The organism is Streptomyces sp. NPDC048361, from assembly GCF_040651795.1.
Classification (GTDB): domain Bacteria; phylum Actinomycetota; class Actinomycetes; order Streptomycetales; family Streptomycetaceae; genus Streptomyces.
Genome location: NZ_JBEZKW010000002.1, coordinates 109,171 through 124,846, shown reverse-complemented (window position 1 = coordinate 124,846; position 15,676 = coordinate 109,171). Strand labels below are relative to the sequence as shown.

At 70.7% G+C, this 15,676-nt stretch carries 12 protein-coding genes and 1 tRNA gene; 9 read left to right on the top strand and 4 right to left on the bottom strand.

Features of this window, described 5'->3' with window-relative positions; all coding sequences use genetic code 11:
- Positions 1-53: 53 nt before the first annotated feature.
- Positions 54-1,295 (bottom strand): M6 family metalloprotease domain-containing protein, encoded by a 1,242-nt coding sequence (locus tag AB0D31_RS01775; RefSeq protein WP_362715821.1) that lies wholly within the window; start codon positions 1,293-1,295, stop codon positions 54-56.
- A 716-nt stretch (positions 1,296-2,011) separates the two neighbouring features.
- Here AB0D31_RS01775 and AB0D31_RS01770 point away from each other — a divergent pair.
- Positions 2,012-3,730 (top strand): EAL domain-containing protein, encoded by a 1,719-nt coding sequence (locus AB0D31_RS01770; RefSeq protein WP_362715818.1) that lies wholly within the window; start codon positions 2,012-2,014, stop codon positions 3,728-3,730.
- Between the two features lie 119 nt (positions 3,731-3,849).
- On the opposite strand, the gene AB0D31_RS01765 is transcribed toward AB0D31_RS01770, so the two are convergent.
- Together AB0D31_RS01765 and AB0D31_RS01760 are read right to left on the bottom strand one after the other, a co-directional pair.
- Positions 3,850-5,562, bottom strand: a complete 1,713-nt coding sequence (locus tag AB0D31_RS01765; protein WP_362715524.1) for a glycosyl hydrolase family 18 protein — start codon at positions 5,560-5,562, stop codon at positions 3,850-3,852.
- A 547-nt stretch (positions 5,563-6,109) separates the two neighbouring features.
- Positions 6,110-7,165, bottom strand: a complete 1,056-nt coding sequence (locus AB0D31_RS01760; RefSeq protein WP_362715815.1) for an LLM class flavin-dependent oxidoreductase — start codon at positions 7,163-7,165, stop codon at positions 6,110-6,112.
- A gap of 156 nt (positions 7,166-7,321) precedes the next feature.
- Here AB0D31_RS01760 and AB0D31_RS01755 point away from each other — a divergent pair, with 156 nt between their 5' ends.
- The 8 genes from AB0D31_RS01755 (at position 7,322) to AB0D31_RS01720 (ending at position 14,711) form a co-directional block, all read left to right on the top strand.
- Positions 7,322-8,722: an amidase gene (locus tag AB0D31_RS01755; RefSeq protein ID WP_362715522.1), complete on the top strand. Its 1,401-nt coding sequence runs from the start codon at positions 7,322-7,324 to the stop codon at positions 8,720-8,722.
- A 76-nt stretch (positions 8,723-8,798) separates the two neighbouring features.
- Positions 8,799-9,677 carry an ectoine/hydroxyectoine ABC transporter substrate-binding protein EhuB gene (gene ehuB, locus AB0D31_RS01750; protein ID WP_362715519.1) on the top strand — a complete coding sequence of 293 codons (879 nt, stop codon included), beginning with the start codon at positions 8,799-8,801 and terminating at the stop codon, positions 9,675-9,677.
- Positions 9,674-10,333 (top strand): ectoine/hydroxyectoine ABC transporter permease subunit EhuC, encoded by a 660-nt coding sequence (gene ehuC / locus AB0D31_RS01745; RefSeq protein WP_362715517.1) that lies wholly within the window; start codon positions 9,674-9,676, stop codon positions 10,331-10,333. Before ehuB ends, ehuC begins: the two co-directional genes overlap by 4 nt.
- Entirely contained in the window at positions 10,330-10,980 is a 651-nt protein-coding gene (gene ehuD / locus AB0D31_RS01740; protein ID WP_362715514.1) for an ectoine/hydroxyectoine ABC transporter permease subunit EhuD, read from the top strand. The genes ehuC and ehuD overlap by 4 nt, the downstream gene beginning before the upstream one ends.
- A 13-nt stretch (positions 10,981-10,993) precedes the next feature.
- Positions 10,994-11,752, top strand: a complete 759-nt coding sequence (locus AB0D31_RS01735) for an amino acid ABC transporter ATP-binding protein (protein WP_362715812.1) — start codon at positions 10,994-10,996, stop codon at positions 11,750-11,752.
- 211 nt (positions 11,753-11,963) lie between these two features.
- The gene (locus AB0D31_RS01730; RefSeq protein WP_362715511.1) at positions 11,964-12,722 is read left to right on the top strand and encodes an IclR family transcriptional regulator C-terminal domain-containing protein; all 759 of its coding nucleotides are present in this window, start codon (positions 11,964-11,966) and stop codon (positions 12,720-12,722) included.
- 133 nt (positions 12,723-12,855) lie between these two features.
- A tRNA-Lys gene (locus tag AB0D31_RS01725) sits at positions 12,856-12,929 on the top strand.
- A 156-nt stretch (positions 12,930-13,085) separates the two neighbouring features.
- Entirely contained in the window at positions 13,086-14,711 is a 1,626-nt protein-coding gene (locus AB0D31_RS01720; RefSeq protein WP_362715508.1) for an MFS transporter, read from the top strand.
- 81 nt (positions 14,712-14,792) lie between these two features.
- On the opposite strand, the gene AB0D31_RS01715 is transcribed toward AB0D31_RS01720, so the two are convergent.
- Complete coding sequence (locus AB0D31_RS01715; protein ID WP_362715505.1) at positions 14,793-15,617, bottom strand: class I SAM-dependent methyltransferase; 825 nt, start codon at positions 15,615-15,617, stop codon at positions 14,793-14,795.
- Positions 15,618-15,676 lie beyond the last annotated feature (59 nt).

Sequence of the window (15,676 nt, the reverse complement as noted above, 5' to 3'; positions counted from 1 at the left end):
TGACCAGGGCGGATGCCGGAGCCGATACCGAAGACGCCACCGCGTTGCACCGGTCAGTGGGAGATCTTGACCGTCCACGCCCCCGACTTCGTCCGCCCCTCCGCCTCGATCCTGATGCCCTCGCCCGGCACGGTGAACGTCTCGCCCACGCCGACCGGCGCGTCCGCGAGCGCCGGGTACACCGACTTCTCCCAGCACCCTTCCGTGTCCGGGTGCGCGTCGAGCACCTCGACCGGGCCGCCGCCGGACCCGGACCCGCTGTTGACCCGGTAGACCAGGAGCCCCGAGGCGCAGCTCGCCCGGTCGAGGCCGGCCGGTTCGCGGACCTCGATGGCGATGGCGCGGTCCTCGCCGGTGCGGACCACCGCGAGCCGCTTGCCCGCGACGCCCGCCTTCGCGGGGGACGCGGACAGCGGCTCCAGGGTGATCCTCGTCGTGCCGTCGCCGGTCACGCAGCTGACCTCGCGCCGGTCGATCCAGCCGAGCTTCCACTTCTGCCAGGCGAACAGGTCGGGCGCCGTACCGAATTGACTGCCCATCACATCCCAGTCGCCGACGTAGGTGTCCCAGTCGCCGCTCTTGCCGTCCTGCGGCCGGTGGTAGAGGTCCGGCAGGTCGAAGACGTGCCCGGTCTCGTGGGCCAGCACGTTGCGGTCCGGCGGGTGGTGCTCGAAGACGGTCACGGCCCGGTTGATGTCCCGGCCGTCCGCCCGCACCGGCCGCTCGAAGTTGACCACCTTGGTGGCGTCCGAGTCGACGCCGGGCGCGTCCGGGTCGGCGACCAGATACACGATGTCGTACCGGGAGAAGTCGGTCGTCGGGTCGGCCGCGCTGATCGCGTCCTTGAGGTAGCGGCTGCGCTGGCGCGGGTCCCAGTCCCGCTCCATGCGGTACGAGGTCGACGCGGCCGGCATCCGCACCCAGGCCTGCTGCGGCTCGGCGTCGAGCCGGAACTTGCCGTACGAGGCCTGCTCGAAGAAGCGGCTGGTGGCGGGGAAGTAGTCGGAGGCCAGGTCTTTGGGGGCGGTGGCGGGCTGCGAGTCCGGGAAGGACAGGAAGACCATCACCGCCTTGAGGGCGCGGACCGGGCGCGGGTAGGCAAAGTTCCAGGTGTTGACGCCGAGCGAGTGGTGGGCGTCGGTCCTCGGCAGGGCGCAGGGCAACTCGGAGTCGGCCGCGACCGCGGGCCCCGTCACCAGCGAGATGGCGGCGAGCGCCGCGAGGGAGGTGAGGGCCGCGGCCGCGCTCCGCAGCCGGACACGCTCCACTCCCCCGGGTGTCTGGGGACCCTGCACGGCGACCTCCGGGAGCGGGATGCGAGACGTCCCACCCACTTTGTGCAGGTTTATATGAATATGCCCTGTTTCGATGCCCCAGAAGGGTGAGGGTGTACGACACCCCGATGACTTACGCAAAGTCACGACCGATCACCGAGAGCCCGAGCCCGGCCACACCCGCGCAGAAACGATCGGTCAACGATCGACACGGAACTCCGGGTGCTCATGATCACCACGGTGAAGCTGGATCGCGCCGTGCGCCAACCTCTATGATCGGCACACTTTCCAGCGTGGATCCGGCCTCCTGGGGCCGGCGTCCACCCCGGCCGAAGACCCCGGCCACCTCCGTACTACCTCTGCACAACTCGAATGCACTGCGGGAGCCAGCGGTGAGCGGAACCTCCGAAGGACCGGGTCGAGCACCCGGGACCATCCGGCCGCCCGTCACAGAGCGTCATACGGACCGGATCGCAGGCGTCCTGGCGGAACGCCCCCCGGAACACGCCCAGAACTCCGACCCGCGAACGGGGCGCACCACACAGAACGGACTGCGCGCCGACCAGGCCGAGCGCGCCGAGCGCGCCGGTCGCACCGAACACACTGAGCGCGCCGAACACCCCGACCGCACGGAACACACCGGTCGCACCGACCACCCCGACCGAGCCGAACACAGCGACCGGGCCGGCCGCCTTGAGCAGACCGAGCGCTACGCGGCGGGCCGCACGGCATCCGAAGTGCGGGACTACCGGGCCGCGTTCAACGCCGCCCATCTCGCGATGGCGGTCGTCGACCGCGAGGGCAGCGTCGTCGCGGCCAACGACGCGCTCGGCGAACTCCTCGGCACCGACCCCGAGGCGTTGCGCGAGCAGGACGCGGCCGACCTCGTCGACCTGGCCGCCGACCACCGCACCTGGCACGCCTACCGCGAGGTGCTGCGCGGCGCCCGCAACCGGTTCCGCTGCACCCGCCGCCTCAAGCACCCCGACGGGCACTCACTCTGGGCCGAGGTCACCGTGGCCCCCGTACCGGACAGTTCGAGCGTGCTGCTCTCCATCGCCGACATCAGCGACCGGCGTGAACTCCAGGCGCGCCTGCGCCACCTCCAGATGCACGACCCGGTCACCCGGCTTCCCAACCGCACCCTCTTCTTCGAGCGGCTCACCGCCGCGCTCGAAGCATCCACGTACGACAACGGCGGCACCGGCCGCATCGGGATCTGCTACCTCGACCTCGACGGGTTCAAGGCGGTCAACGACACGCTCGGCCACCGGGTCGGCGACCGGCTGCTCAGCGCGGTGGCGGCCCGCCTCACCGAGTGCGCCGACCAGAGCGGGTACGCGCGCAGCGGCGGCCACTTGGTGGCGCGGCTCGGCGGCGACGAATTCGCCGTCCTCGTCGAGGATTCCACGGGTACGGAGCAGCTGGCCGAGCTCGCCCGTTCCGTACTGAAAGCGCTGCAGCGGCCCTTCGACCTGGCGGGCCAGCGCCTGTCGGTGTCGGCCTCGATCGGGGTGGTGGAGCGGGCCGGCTCCGGCACATCGGCGACCGGTCTGATGCAGGCCGCCGACACCACGCTGTACTGGGCGAAGGCCGACGGCAAGGCCCGCTGGACGCTCTTCGACCCCGAGCGCAACGCGCACCGCATGACCCGCCAGGCGCTCTCGTCCACGCTCCGCCCGGCCGTGGAGCGCGGTGAGTTCACGCTTGAGTACCAGCCGCTGGTGGGGATGGCCGACGGAGTCGTGCACGGCGTCGAGGCGCTGGTGCGCTGGAACCACCCCCAATTCGGGATGCTTCCGCCGAATCGGTTCATCGGGATCGCCGAAGAGGACGGCTCGGTGGTGCAGCTCGGCCGCTGGGTGCTGCGCACGGCGTGCCGGCAGGCCAGGCGCTGGCAGGTCGAGCACCCGGGTGTGCCGCCGGTGTTCGTGAGCGTCAATGTCGCGGTGCGCCAAGTGTGGGACTCCGACCTGGTGACGGATGTCGCGGAGATCCTCGAAGAGACCCAACTGGCCCCGGAACTGCTCCAGTTGGAGCTGACGGAGTCCGCGGTGATGGGCTCGGCGGGCCGCCCGCTCCAGGCCCTCCAGGCGCTGTCCGACATGGGCGTGCACATCGCGATCGACGACTTCGGGACGGGCTACTCCAACCTCGCCTATCTGAGCCGGCTGCCCGTCTCCGTGCTCAAGCTGGACGGTTCCTTCGTGCGCGGCTTCCAGTACGACGAGGGGGGCGCCCATCCCAGCCCGGCCGACGAGACCATCGTCGAGGCGATGGTGCAGCTCGCGCACCGGCTCGGCCTCACCGTCACCGCCGAGTGCGTGGAGACCACCGAGCAGGCGACCCGGCTGGCCCGCATCGGCTGCGACACCGGCCAGGGCTGGCTGTACTCGCGCGCCGTCACGCCGGATCGGATCGCGAAGATGATCGCCGTCAGCCCGCAGAAGGTCTGAGGCGCGCGGCACACGGTGTCGGCCGCCCCGCTCCCCTGAATGCAACAGGGAGCGGGGCGGCCGCGTGTGCGCGTGTGACTCATGTCCATGTGCGCGCGGGGGGTGCCGGGGAGAGCGGATCAGCAGGCGCCGAGATCCTGCCAGACGCCCCACTGTCCGGTGGTGCCGGGCTGCTCGCCCTTGGTCCACCACTGGGCCTTCCAGGTGTGACCCCCGTAGGAGACCTGGTTGCCGCCGGTGTAGGTGGCGGCGCTGTCCCATGCGGCGGCGGTGCAGCCACCGGGCTTCGGAGACGGGCTGTTGGTGGCGGTCGGCGTCGGCGACGGGGAGTTGGTGGCCGTCGGCGTCGGGTCCGGGGTCGAGGACGGCGAGGAGCCGACCGCGTCCACGATGTCGTTGAGCAGGGTGGTCTTGTCGTCGAGGCCGAGCAGGCTGTACATCATGGCGCCGGCGAGACCGCGCTGGTGGGCGTAGTCGGCGCGGGCCTGGATGGACTGCTTGTCGAGGCCGGTGAAGAACTCGCCGTCCTTGTAGAAGTACGAGGCCTTCGCGTCGGCGTCCCAGAAGGTGGTCGCCGGGTTGTCGACGATGCCGCCGAGCTCCTTGTAGAGCGCGGTGCCCGCGACCTGGCTGGTGGGCCGGGCGTTGGAGGGGCCGGTCGCGCTCTGGCCGAGCCCGTTGTTGGTCGCGGGGACGCCCTTCCAGCCGCGGTAGTAGAACTCGTACCCGAGCGTGATCTTGTTGGCGGGGAAGCCGCCGGCTATGCCGTAGGCGGGGTTGCCGTCGATCCAGGAGTCGATCGCGTTGGAGATCGAGTACTTCTGGGTGCCGGGCTTGATCACGTCGGTGGGGTCGTTGGCCGGCGAGACCAGCGGGGACTGGTGGTAGGCCGGTCCCGTCGCGTTCCAGGCGCCGTGCATGTCGTACGTCATGATGTTGGCGTAGTCGAGGGACGCGCCGATCTTGTCCGTCTCGATGTTCTTGATCTTGTCCTGGCCGGCCGGGAGCGCCGCCGTCAGGAGGTAGTGCTTGCCGCCGTGCGCGGAGCCGTACGCGTCGAGCTGCTTGCGGAACTCGGCGAGCAGGGCGGTGTAGTTGGCCTTGTCCTCGGCGCCGTAGTGGTTGCCGAGGTGGCCGTCGGGCGAGCCCGGGTACTCCCAGTCGATGTCGACGCCGTCGAAGATCCCGGCCGCGGCGCCGGCACCGCCGTATCCGCCTTCGGACGGCAGATTGCCGGCGATGTACTGGTCGATGCAGGACGACACGAACTTCTTGCGGCTGGCATCGGTGAACGCGGCGTCGTGGAAGTACTTGGAGTAGGTCCAGCCGCCGATCGAAATGTTGATCTTCAGCTTGGGGTACTTGGCCTTCAATTCCTTGAACTGGTTGAAGACGCCCACGATCGGCTGGTTCCAGGTGTCGGCGACGCCGCTGACGCTGTCGGCGGCCGCGAACGACTTCTGGTAGTCGGCGAACGAATCGCCCGCCCCGTCACCGGCGTTGGGGTTGTTGTCGTCGCCCGCCGCCTTGTTCGCCTCGAAGCAGGTGAGGTTGGTGGGGTCGATGTTGCCGAACGAGTAGTTCAGGACGTCCAGTTTGCCGGCGATGCCGCGGGTGTCGAGGTGCTTGGGGTAGAAGGCGTTCCCGTACACGCTCCACTGGTCGTAGTACGCGATCTTCACGCCGCCGGTGGAGGGCGCGGCGGCGTTCTGGGCGGAGCCCTGCGCGCTGTCGGCGGCGGACGCGGTACCGAGGCCCGCGAATGCGGCGAGGGCGCCGGCGGCGAGCACGGCGGTGCTCAAGGCGGCAACGAGAGGTCTGCGGCGTTGCAAGACGGGCCTCCGGGGGGTGGGGCACGAGGGGGTGCGGGGAAGGGCGGTTGAGGAAGTGATAGCGATCGGATACCGGCCACGTCAATGGTCTGAACCAAATTGAGGACTAGACCAATTTGGCGGCGAATCCGCTTGTCGGGGGGTGAGTTGCGCCGCTTTGCTCCCGGCGGAACCAGCCATGGCGGGCCGCGTGCGCCCACCGCACCCCGGCCCCCCGAGGTGAACCAGTCCCCCACAAACCCCGAACTTCCCCGACCCCGGCCACCCGCCCCGGCCCCCTTTCCCGGCCGGGACCCCCACCCCGCCAAGGGGGAAGCCGGGGACACCCCAGTGCCGTCAGGGGCGCGGGGAACTGCCGGTCGGCTGCGGACCGTGCCCGCTTGCTCGCGCAGTTCCCCGCGCCCCCAGCGGACCGGGGTAAGCCGCAACCGCATGGTTGGCCGCGCCCCCAGCGGCGTGCGGTCAGCCGCAACCGCACGATTGGCCGCGACCCCAGCGGACTGCGGTGAGCCTCATCCGCCCGGATGCCCTGCCAAGGGGCCCGGGGCTACGCCCCGGTGGGGAGGTCGTACGCGTCGGCGATCAGCTCGTACGAGCGGACCCGCACCGACGGCCCATGCGCATTCGCCGTGATCATCAGCTCATCCGCGCCCGTCCGCTTCTGGAGGTCGTCGAGCCCCGCCCGGACCTCCTGCGCCGTACCGGAGATGACGTTCGCGAGCCAGCTGTCCACGAACTCCCGCTCCATGGCGCTGAATTGGTGGGCCTCGGCCTCCTCCGGCGTCGGGACGAGCCCGGGCCGCCCGGTACGCAGCCGGACCATGGACAGCGCGTTGGTCAGCGTCTGGCGACGGGCCTCGCGCTCGTCGTCCGCGGCCAGCGCCGAGACGCCGATCAGGGCGTAGGGCGCGTCCAGGGCCGCCGACGGCCGGAAGGAATCCCGGTAGAGGTCGAGCGCGGGCACCGTGTTCGCCGCCGAGAAGTGGTGCGCGAACGCGAAGGGGAGCCCGAGCGTGCCGGCCAGCCGCGCGCTGAAGCCGGACGAGCCGAGCAGCCAGATCGGCGGCCGGGCCGCAGGCCCCTGCACGGGACCCGGCACCGCGTGGATGCGGGCGTAGGGGTGCCCGTCGGGGAAGTCGTCGTCGAGGAAGCGGGTGAGCTCGGCCAGCTGCTGAGGGAAGTCCTCGGCACCTTCGTTGAGCCGGTCCGTGCGGCGCAGCGCCGCGGCCGTCGCTCCGTCCGTGCCGGGCGCCCGCCCGAGCCCGAGGTCGATGCGCCCGGGAGCCATCGCCTCCAGCGTGCCGAACTGCTCGGCGATCACCAGCGGCGCGTGGTTGGGCAGCATCACGCCGCCCGAGCCGAGCCGGATGCGCGAGGTGTGGGCGGCGAGGTGGGCGAGGATCACGGCCGGCGCGGACGAGGCGACCCCGGGCATGGAGTGGTGCTCGGCCACCCAGTGCCGGTGGAAGCCGCGCGCCTCGGCGAGCTGGGAGATCTCCACACTCGTACGCAGCGCCCGGTGCGCGGTGTAGCCGGCACCCACCGTCACCAGGTCGAGTACGGACAGCGGCACGGGCGCGGTCCCGAGCGCCGTCCCTCGCATCGCATCCACGTCCACCGCTCCACGCCTCCGGGTCGTCGTCATTCGCGTACACCGCTCGCAACAGGAGGCACTCTCCGTTTATTCCCGCTCCGCGGAGCCACGCACCGTGGCCGACCCGTCACGTGGGCCGGGGGAAACATGGGTACGACACCCCCCATGACTGAGCCGAGCGAACTCACGGACCTGACGGCACGTCAACTCCTCGCCGGATACCGGGCGGGGACCTTCTCCCCCACCGACGCGACCCGTGCCGTCCTGGCCCGGATCGACGACACCCAGCCCCGCCTCAACGCCTTCGTTCGCGTCGACAGCGCGACCGCCCTCGCCCAGGCCCGCGCCGCCACGGAACGCTGGCACGCAGGGGAGCCCAGGGGGCTGCTCGACGGAGTGCCCGTCTCGGTCAAGGATCTGCTCCTCCAGGCCGGCGGCCCGACCCTGCGTGGATCCAACACCACGTCGGAGGAGGGGAGTTGGGGCGAGGACGCGCCGGCCGTCGCGCGGCTGCGCGAGCACGGGGCGGTGCTGGTCGGCAAGACGACGACCCCCGAGTTCGGCTGGAAGGGCGTCACGGACTCCCCGCGCACCGGCGTCACCCGCAATCCGTACGATCCCGCGCGCACCGCGGGCGGATCGAGCGGAGGCAGCGCCGCGGCGGTGGCGGCCGGGGCGGGGCCGCTCTCGCTCGGCACGGACGGCGGGGGCTCGATCCGCATTCCGGCGTCGTTCTGCGGGGTCGTCGGGCTCAAGCCGACGTACGGCCGGGTCCCCCTCCATCCCGCGAGCCCGTTCGGCGCCCTGTCGCACGTGGGCCCGATCGCCCGGGACGCGGCGGACGCGGCGCTGCTCCTCGACGTCATCAGCGGTACGGACGACAGGGACCCCACCGCCCTCGAACCCCCCGCCCACTCCTACGCGGCCGCCCTCGCCGAGGACGCGGCGGCCGGCGTCAAGGGCCTGCGCATCGGCTACTCCCCCTCCTTCGGCGGCCAGGTCGCGGTGGTCCCCGCGGTGGCCGCGGCGGTACGGGCCGCGGTGACCCGGCTCGCCGGGCTCGGCGCGTACGTCGAGGAGGCCGACCCCGACTTCGCCGACCCCGTCGACGTCTTCCACACCCTGTGGAACGCGGGAGCGGCCCGTCTGATCGACCGACTCCCTCTGGAGAAGCGCCAGTTGGTCGATCCGGGGCTGCGTATGATCGCCGCGCGCGGCGCCCGGCTCTCCGCCGTCGACCTGCTCGCCGCGCAGGATGCCCGCCTTGAGATCGCGCGGCGGATGGCCCGCTTCCACCGGCGCTACGACCTGCTGGTGACGCCGACGCTGCCGCTGACCGCGTTCGAGGCGGGCCGGGAGGTGCCGGAGGGCTCCGCTCCGCACCGCTGGACGGGATGGACACCGTTCACGTATCCGTTCAATCTGACCCAGCAACCGGCGGCGACCGTGCCCGTCGGCTCCGACGCGGACGGCCTCCCGATCGGGCTCCAGCTGATCGCCGCGCGCCACGGTGACGCGGTGGTCCTGCGGGCGGCCGCGGCCTTCCCGGGCACCCCGATGGGGTGAGTCCCGCAGGCGGGCCCGGGCGGTGTCCGAAAAAATAAGAGGCATGGGCCGGATGAAGAGGGGTAGCCGCGCCGCCATGGCCCGAGCTACCTCACGCCCCAGACCCTCGATACCCAGGCGAACCCTGCTCACCGGTGCCGCCGCCGTCGCCCTCACCGGCGCCGCCGCCTGCTCCCGAGTCCCTGATGGCAATGCCCTTGCGCGGCTCAAGTCGCAGGGCACGGTCCGCCTCGGCATCGCCGGTGAAGTCCCGTACGGGTATGTGAACGAGGAGGGCGAGTTCACCGGCGAGGCCCCCGAACTCGCCAAGGTGATTTTCAAACGGCTCGGAATCGGCCGCGTCCAACCCGTGGCAACCGACTTCTCCTCGCTGATCCCCGGCCTCAACTCCCAGCAATTCGACGTCGTTTCGGCCGGTATGTACATCAACAAGGACCGCTGTGCACAGGTCCTGTTCGCGGACCCCGAGTACCAGATGCTGGACGCGTTCATCGTCCGCAAAGGCAACCCGAAGAACCTGCACACCTACGAGGACGTCGTCCGGAGCAAGGCCCGGTTCGCGACCGGAACCGGCTACGCGGAGATCGCGTACGCCACCGCCGCCGGGTATCCCGAGAAGAACATCGTGATCCTCCAGGACCAGGTGGCGGGCCTGAACGCCGTGGAGTCCGGCCGCGTGGACGTGTTCGCGGGCACCGCGCTCACCGTGCGCGAGGTGGCGAAGAAGAGCGCGAAGGCGGAGGCCACCCAGCCCTTCGCGGCGGTCGTCGACGGCAAGAAGAAGATCGACGGCGGCGGCTTCGCCTTCCGTCCCACCGACGGCGCGCTGCGCGACGCCTTCAACGCCGAGATCCACCGCATGAAGCAGAGCGGCGAGCTCTTCCGGATCCTGAAGCCCTTCGGGTTCACCCAGGCCGAGATGACCACCCTGACCGCCAAGGAGCTGTGCCGATGACGGCGGGACTGTGGCAGCACTGGGTGCTGCCTGGCATATGGATCACGGTCCAACTGACCGTCTACAGCGCCGCTTTGGCGGCAGCGGTCGCCTTCGGCGTGGGTATCGCGCGCACCCAGCGCTCGCGTCTGGTGCGCTTCCTCGCGGCCGCGTACACGGAGATCTTCCGGGGCACCTCGGCCCTGGTCCTGATGTTCTGGCTGTTCTTCGTGCTGCCGCCGCTGGCCGGCTGGCAGCTCGTCCCGATGTGGGCGGCGGTGCTCGCGCTCGGTCTCTCCTACGGGGCGTACGGCGCGGAGATCGTGCGCGGCGCCCTGAACGCGGTGGCGCCCGCCCAGCGTGAGGCGGGCATCGCGCTCAGCTTCACGCCCTGGCAGCGGATGCGGCTCGTGCTGCTGCCGCAGGCGGTGCCGGAGATGATCCCGCCGTTCTGCAACCTGCTGGTCGAGCTGCTCAAGGGCACCGCGCTCGTCTCCCTCCTCGGGGTCGGCGATGTGTCGTTCGCGGCGTATCTGGTGCGGCTCGCGACGCAGGACAGCGCGCAGATCTACACCGTCACGCTGGTCATCTACTTCGTGCTCGCCTTCGGTCTCACCCGCGGGATGAAGGCGCTGGAACGCCGCACCAAGGCGAACCTGGGGGTGACGGTCAAGTGAACTGGGACTGGTCCGCCGTCTGGGACTTCATGCCGCGCTTCTGGGACGGCGTGCTCACCACGCTGGAGATCCTCGCGCTCGGCTCCCTCATCTCCTTCACCCTCGGCCTGGTGTGGGCGCTCGCCTTCCGCGCCCCGACGCGCTTCGTGCGCTGGCCGGTCCACCTGATCACGGAGTTCATCCGCACCACCCCGCTGTTGGTGCAGCTGTTCTTCCTGTTCTTCGTGCTCCCGGAGTGGGGCGTGCAGTTCTCCGCCCTGACCACCGGCATCCTCGCCATCGGCCTGCACTACTCCACGTACACCGCGCAGGTCTACCGGGCCGGCATCGACGCCGTGCCCGCGGGCCAGTGGGAGGCGGCGACCGCGCTGAGCCTGCCCACCCACCGCACGTGGTTCGCGGTGATCCTGCCGCAGGCCGTCCGCCGCATCACGCCGGCGCTCGGCAACTACGTCATCTCCATGCTGAAGGACACCCCGCTGCTCGCCGGCATCAGCGTCCTGGAGATGCTCCAGCAGTCCCGTCTGGCGGGGGCGAGCACCTTCCAGTACACCGAGCCGCTGACCGTCGTCGGCGTCGCCTTCATCCTCATCGCCTATCCGGCTTCGCTGTTCGTACGAGCCCTGGAGCGCCGCCTTGTCCGCTGACACCCAGATCGAGATGCCCGTGAAGAAGCAGAGCGGCAGCGAGCTGATCCGCTTCGAGAACGTCACCAAGCGCTTCGGTGACAACACCGTCCTCGACGACCTGTGCTTCACCGCCCGCAAGGGCAAGCACGTCACCCTGATCGGCCCGTCGGGCTCCGGCAAGACGACGATCCTGCGGCTGCTCATGACTTTGGAGACCCCGGATTCGGGGATCATCCAGGTCAACGGGAACCGGCTGTTCCCGGCGGACGAGAAGGAGCGCCGGGTGGCCCGCAAAAAGATCGGCATGGTCTTCCAGCAGTTCAACCTGTTCCCCAACATGAGCGTCCTGCGCAACATCACCGAGGCTCCGGTGCGCGTCCTCGGGCTCTCCGCGGACGAGGCCGAGCAGCGGGCGCGTGAGCTGCTCGACCTGGTGGGCCTCGACGAGAAGCGCGACGCGAAGCCCGCCCAGCTCTCCGGCGGCCAGCAGCAGCGGGTCGCGATCGCCCGGGCTCTCGCGATGCGTCCGGAGGTGCTGCTCCTGGACGAGGTGACCTCCGCGCTCGACCCCGAGCTGGTGGCCGGCGTACTCGACCTCCTTCGCGACATCGCCCGCACCACGGACATCACCATGCTCTGTGTCACCCACGAGATGAGCTTCGCGCGGGACATCTCCGACGAGGTGATGATGTTCGACGCGGGCAAGGTCATCGAGTCGGGGCCGCCGGAGCAGATCTTCGGTGCGCCGGAGCACGAGCGGACACGGGAGTTCCTCGGTGCGATCGCGTGAATACACGGCGTAAACGGCCCTGACCTCACGGTCCGACCAGCACGGCACCGACCGACCATGCCTCTGGCATATGCCACGGTGGCACGCCCCAGGACAGAGCCCTGGAGCGCGCCACCGAAGTTGTCAACACCCCCACCCCAAAGGGGTCTTGGCGGCTATCGTGGAGGTGCAGACCTGCCACCTTCGCAGCTCGACCTGCTAGGGGGAAACCGTGGCGCTGAAGCCGGAGCCGACCGCGCCGTTCCACTCGGTGCACTACGTCCTGCGGGTCCTGGAGGCGATCTCCAGGCACGGCGGGGGTGTCACCGATGTCCAGGTCGCGCGCGAGACGGGTCTGCCCTCCGCCCATCTGACCTCCATGCTGCTCATGCTGCGGCGCGAGGGCTATGTCGAGCAGGTGGCCGACGGCGCCTATGTGATCGGCGACTCGATGGTCCTGCTCGGCTCGGGCGCCGCCCGTCAGCAGGCCCTGGAGACCAAGCTGCAGGACACCCTCCTGTCGCTCCGCGACACGGTGGGCGCGGCGGTCTACATCAGCCGGTACATCGACGGCGAGGTCAAGATCACCCAGTACGCCGACGGGCCGCGCGCGCCGAAGGTCAACGAGTGGGTCGACTTCAAGTCGGCGGCGCACGCGAGCGCGGTCGGCAAGTGCCTGCTCACCCAGCTCGACCAGAACGGCCGCCGCGACCACCTCTCGCGCCACAAGATCGCCCGACTCACCTCGCGCACGATCACCAGCGAGAAGGTCCTGTTCTCCAAGCTCGACAGCCAGCCGGCCACCGTGCCGGTGCTCGACCTCCAGGAGTACGCGGTCGGCACGGTCTGCGCGGCGGTTCCGCTCACCGCGGGCTCGGCCGTGGGCTGCCTGGCCCTGTCGATGCCGATCGAGCACGCCCACCGGTTGCGCGCCGCCGCCGACACCCTCAACCGCAGGGCCGCCCCCGTGGTGCTCTCGCTCGCCATCTGACGGGCCCGGTGCGCCCCCGCCCGGATGGTGACCCGGGCGGTCACCCGGGTGGTCACCCGGGTGGTCACCCGGGTGGTCACCCGGGTGGTCATCTGCACCCCGGACGACCGGGTAGTATTTTCTCTGTCAGCACGCGCCGCTAGCTCAGTTGGTTAGAGCAGCTGACTCTTAATCAGCGGGTCCGGGGTTCGAGTCCCTGGCGGCGCACAGACGGAAGAAGCCCCTCGCGCAAGCGGGGGGCTTCTTCGTGTCCGGGGGGCGGGGCCCTTCGCATCCCGAGGGCCGAGCCATGCCCGCAGATCCATACGAACGTCTTAAACGGAGGTACTAGACAAGCGTTTAAGACGCTCGTACATTACTGCCATGCCGAACTCGACGAGCACCACCGCGGGCGCTACCGCGAGCACCAGCGCGGGCGCCACCGTGAGCACCACCGCCGAGAGCTCCCCGCCCGGCGCCTCCCGCCGCGCAGGCCGCAAGGAGTGGACCGCCTTCACCGTCCTCCTGCTGCCCCTCCTCCTCGTCTCGATGGACGTCTCCGTCCTCTACTTCGCCCTCCCTTCCATCAGCGCCGAACTCCACCCCACCGCCACCCAGCAGCTGTGGATCACCGATGTGTACGCCTTCGCGCTGGCCGGGCTGCTGATCACGATGGGCTCGCTCGGCGACCGGATCGGGCGGCGCAAGCTGCTCCTGTTCGGCGCGGCGGCCTTCGGCGTCGCCTCGGTCACGGCCGCGTACGCCACCGGCGCCGAAATGCTCATCGCCTCCCGCGCGCTGCTCGGCATCGGCGGGGCCACTCTCATGCCCTCGACCATGGGCCTGGTCCGCACCATGTTCCACGACGACAAGCAGCGCGCTCAGGCGGTCGGCATCTGGTCCGGCGCCATGGCGGGCGGGATCGCCCTGGGTTCGGTGCTCAGCGGCGTCATGCTGGAGCACCTGTGGTGGGGCTCGGTCTTCCTGGTCAACGTGCCGGCGATGGTGCTGCTCCTGGTCCTGACGCCGATCCTCGTACCGGAGTTCAAGGACCCGGCGCCGGGGAGGTTCGACGTGGTGAGCGTGCCGCTGTCGATGGGCGCGGTGCTGCCGGTGGTGTACGGGCTCAAGGAGTTCGCCGCCGACGGCTTCGCCTGGTCGTACGTGGTCTGTGTCGCGGTGGGTCTGGTCCTCGGCACGGTGTTCGTCCGCCGTCAGCGCACCCGCGGCTCCGCACTGATCAGCCGTGAACTGTTCCGCCCGGGACGCCGGTTCGGCGCCGCGATCTCGCTCAACACCATCGCCGCGTTCGCGATGATGGGCTCGGCGTACTTCACCACGCAGTACCTCCAGTCGGTGCTCGGCATGAGCACGATGCGGGCCGCGCTGTGGAGCGTCGCCCCCTCACTCGCCGTCGGTATCGCCGCCCCCACCGCCTCCGCCGTGGCACGGAAGGTGGACCGGGCGTACGTCGTCGCCGCGGGCTTCGTCGTGGCCGCCGCCGGATACGCCCTGCTCGCCCTGTCCGGTACGGACTCCCTGGTGATGGTCCTTGCCGGGGCGGCGGTCATCGGCAGCGGCATCGTGACGGTGATGGCGCTGGTCTCCGACATGGCGCTGACCTCGGCCCCCGTGGCGAAGGCGGGCTCGGCCGCGTCACTCCTGGAGACGGGCCAGGAGTTCGGCGGGGCGCTCGGCATGGCGGTGCTCGGCTCGGTCGGTACGGCGGTCTACCGCGCCGACATGCCGGCCTCGGCGCCCGCCGCCGCCCGCCAGACGCTGGGCGCGGCGGTCGCAGGCGCCGACCAGGGCCTCTCGGCACTGGCCCGGGCGGCGTTCGTGCACGGCATGCAGTACGCGACCCTCGGCGGCACGCTGGTCCTGGTCGCGGCCGCGGTACTGGCGGCGGGGATGCTGCGGGGTGTGGGGGCGGCGGGAACACCGGCCCAGGGAACCGGAGTGCAGGTCCCGGAGGCGGCGCGGGGCCGGGTCACGGAGCCGGCTGTGTGAGCGAGACGTACGACACCGAGCGAGGTCCAGCCGGAGGGGCCGACCATCGTCATGATGGCCGGCCTCTCCGGCGTCTCGAGGTCAGATACCCGGGGCGGTCGCGAGAGCGAGCATGTGGGAGGAGGCGGCCAGGAGTTCGGGGTAGGGCTCGGCGAGCCGGGCTGCGCGCAGGGCCGACCGGAACATGGGGGTGTCCCTCACCGACTCGCCCGTGTGCTGCTCGGCGCCCTTGAGGACGGCCCAGGCGGGGCCCTCGATGCCGCGTACGGTGACATCGGCCAGACCCGCAGCGGTCATTTCCTCGGCGAGGGACTCGGCGGTGTGGAAGTACGCGGCGGTGAATCCCTTCCGGCCGGGCTCGTGGATGCCGGTGGCGAGGATGTCTACGACGGCATCGTGCACGCGGTCGTGATCGAGCATGGTGGTGGCGACGTGCTCGAACAGGGACGCATAGCGGCCGATCGCGGCCGCGGCGACCAGGCCGCCCGGCTTGACGACACGTACGGCTTCGGCGAGCGCCTGGTCGCGGTCGGCGCGCTCCAGGAGGTGGTAGAGCGGGCCGAGAACGAGCACGGCGTCATAGGAGCGGTCGTCAGCGGAGAGCTTGCGCGCGTCACCCAGCTCGGCCGTGGCGCCCGTCGCCGTCGCTTGCTCGATGTGGCGGGGAACGGGGTCGACGACATGCACGGTGTAGCCGTCCTCGACGAGCCACCGGGCGTGGACACCGGGGCCGCCTCCGACGTCCAGGATCCGGGCCGGCGCGGGCGGCAGGACAGGGCGCAGGATCTCCTGCGTACGGGCCAGCTCCAGCGCACCGTCGGCACTGGTGGTCAGCCGCTCGGATTCGTCGATCGTCTCGGAGTAGAAAGCCAGGACTTCCGGTGCGACTTGTGGGTCTGGTGTCATAGCGGGGATGGTCTACCTTGACCGGTCCACCTGTCCAGAGAAGCAAGGGGCTCGCGCAC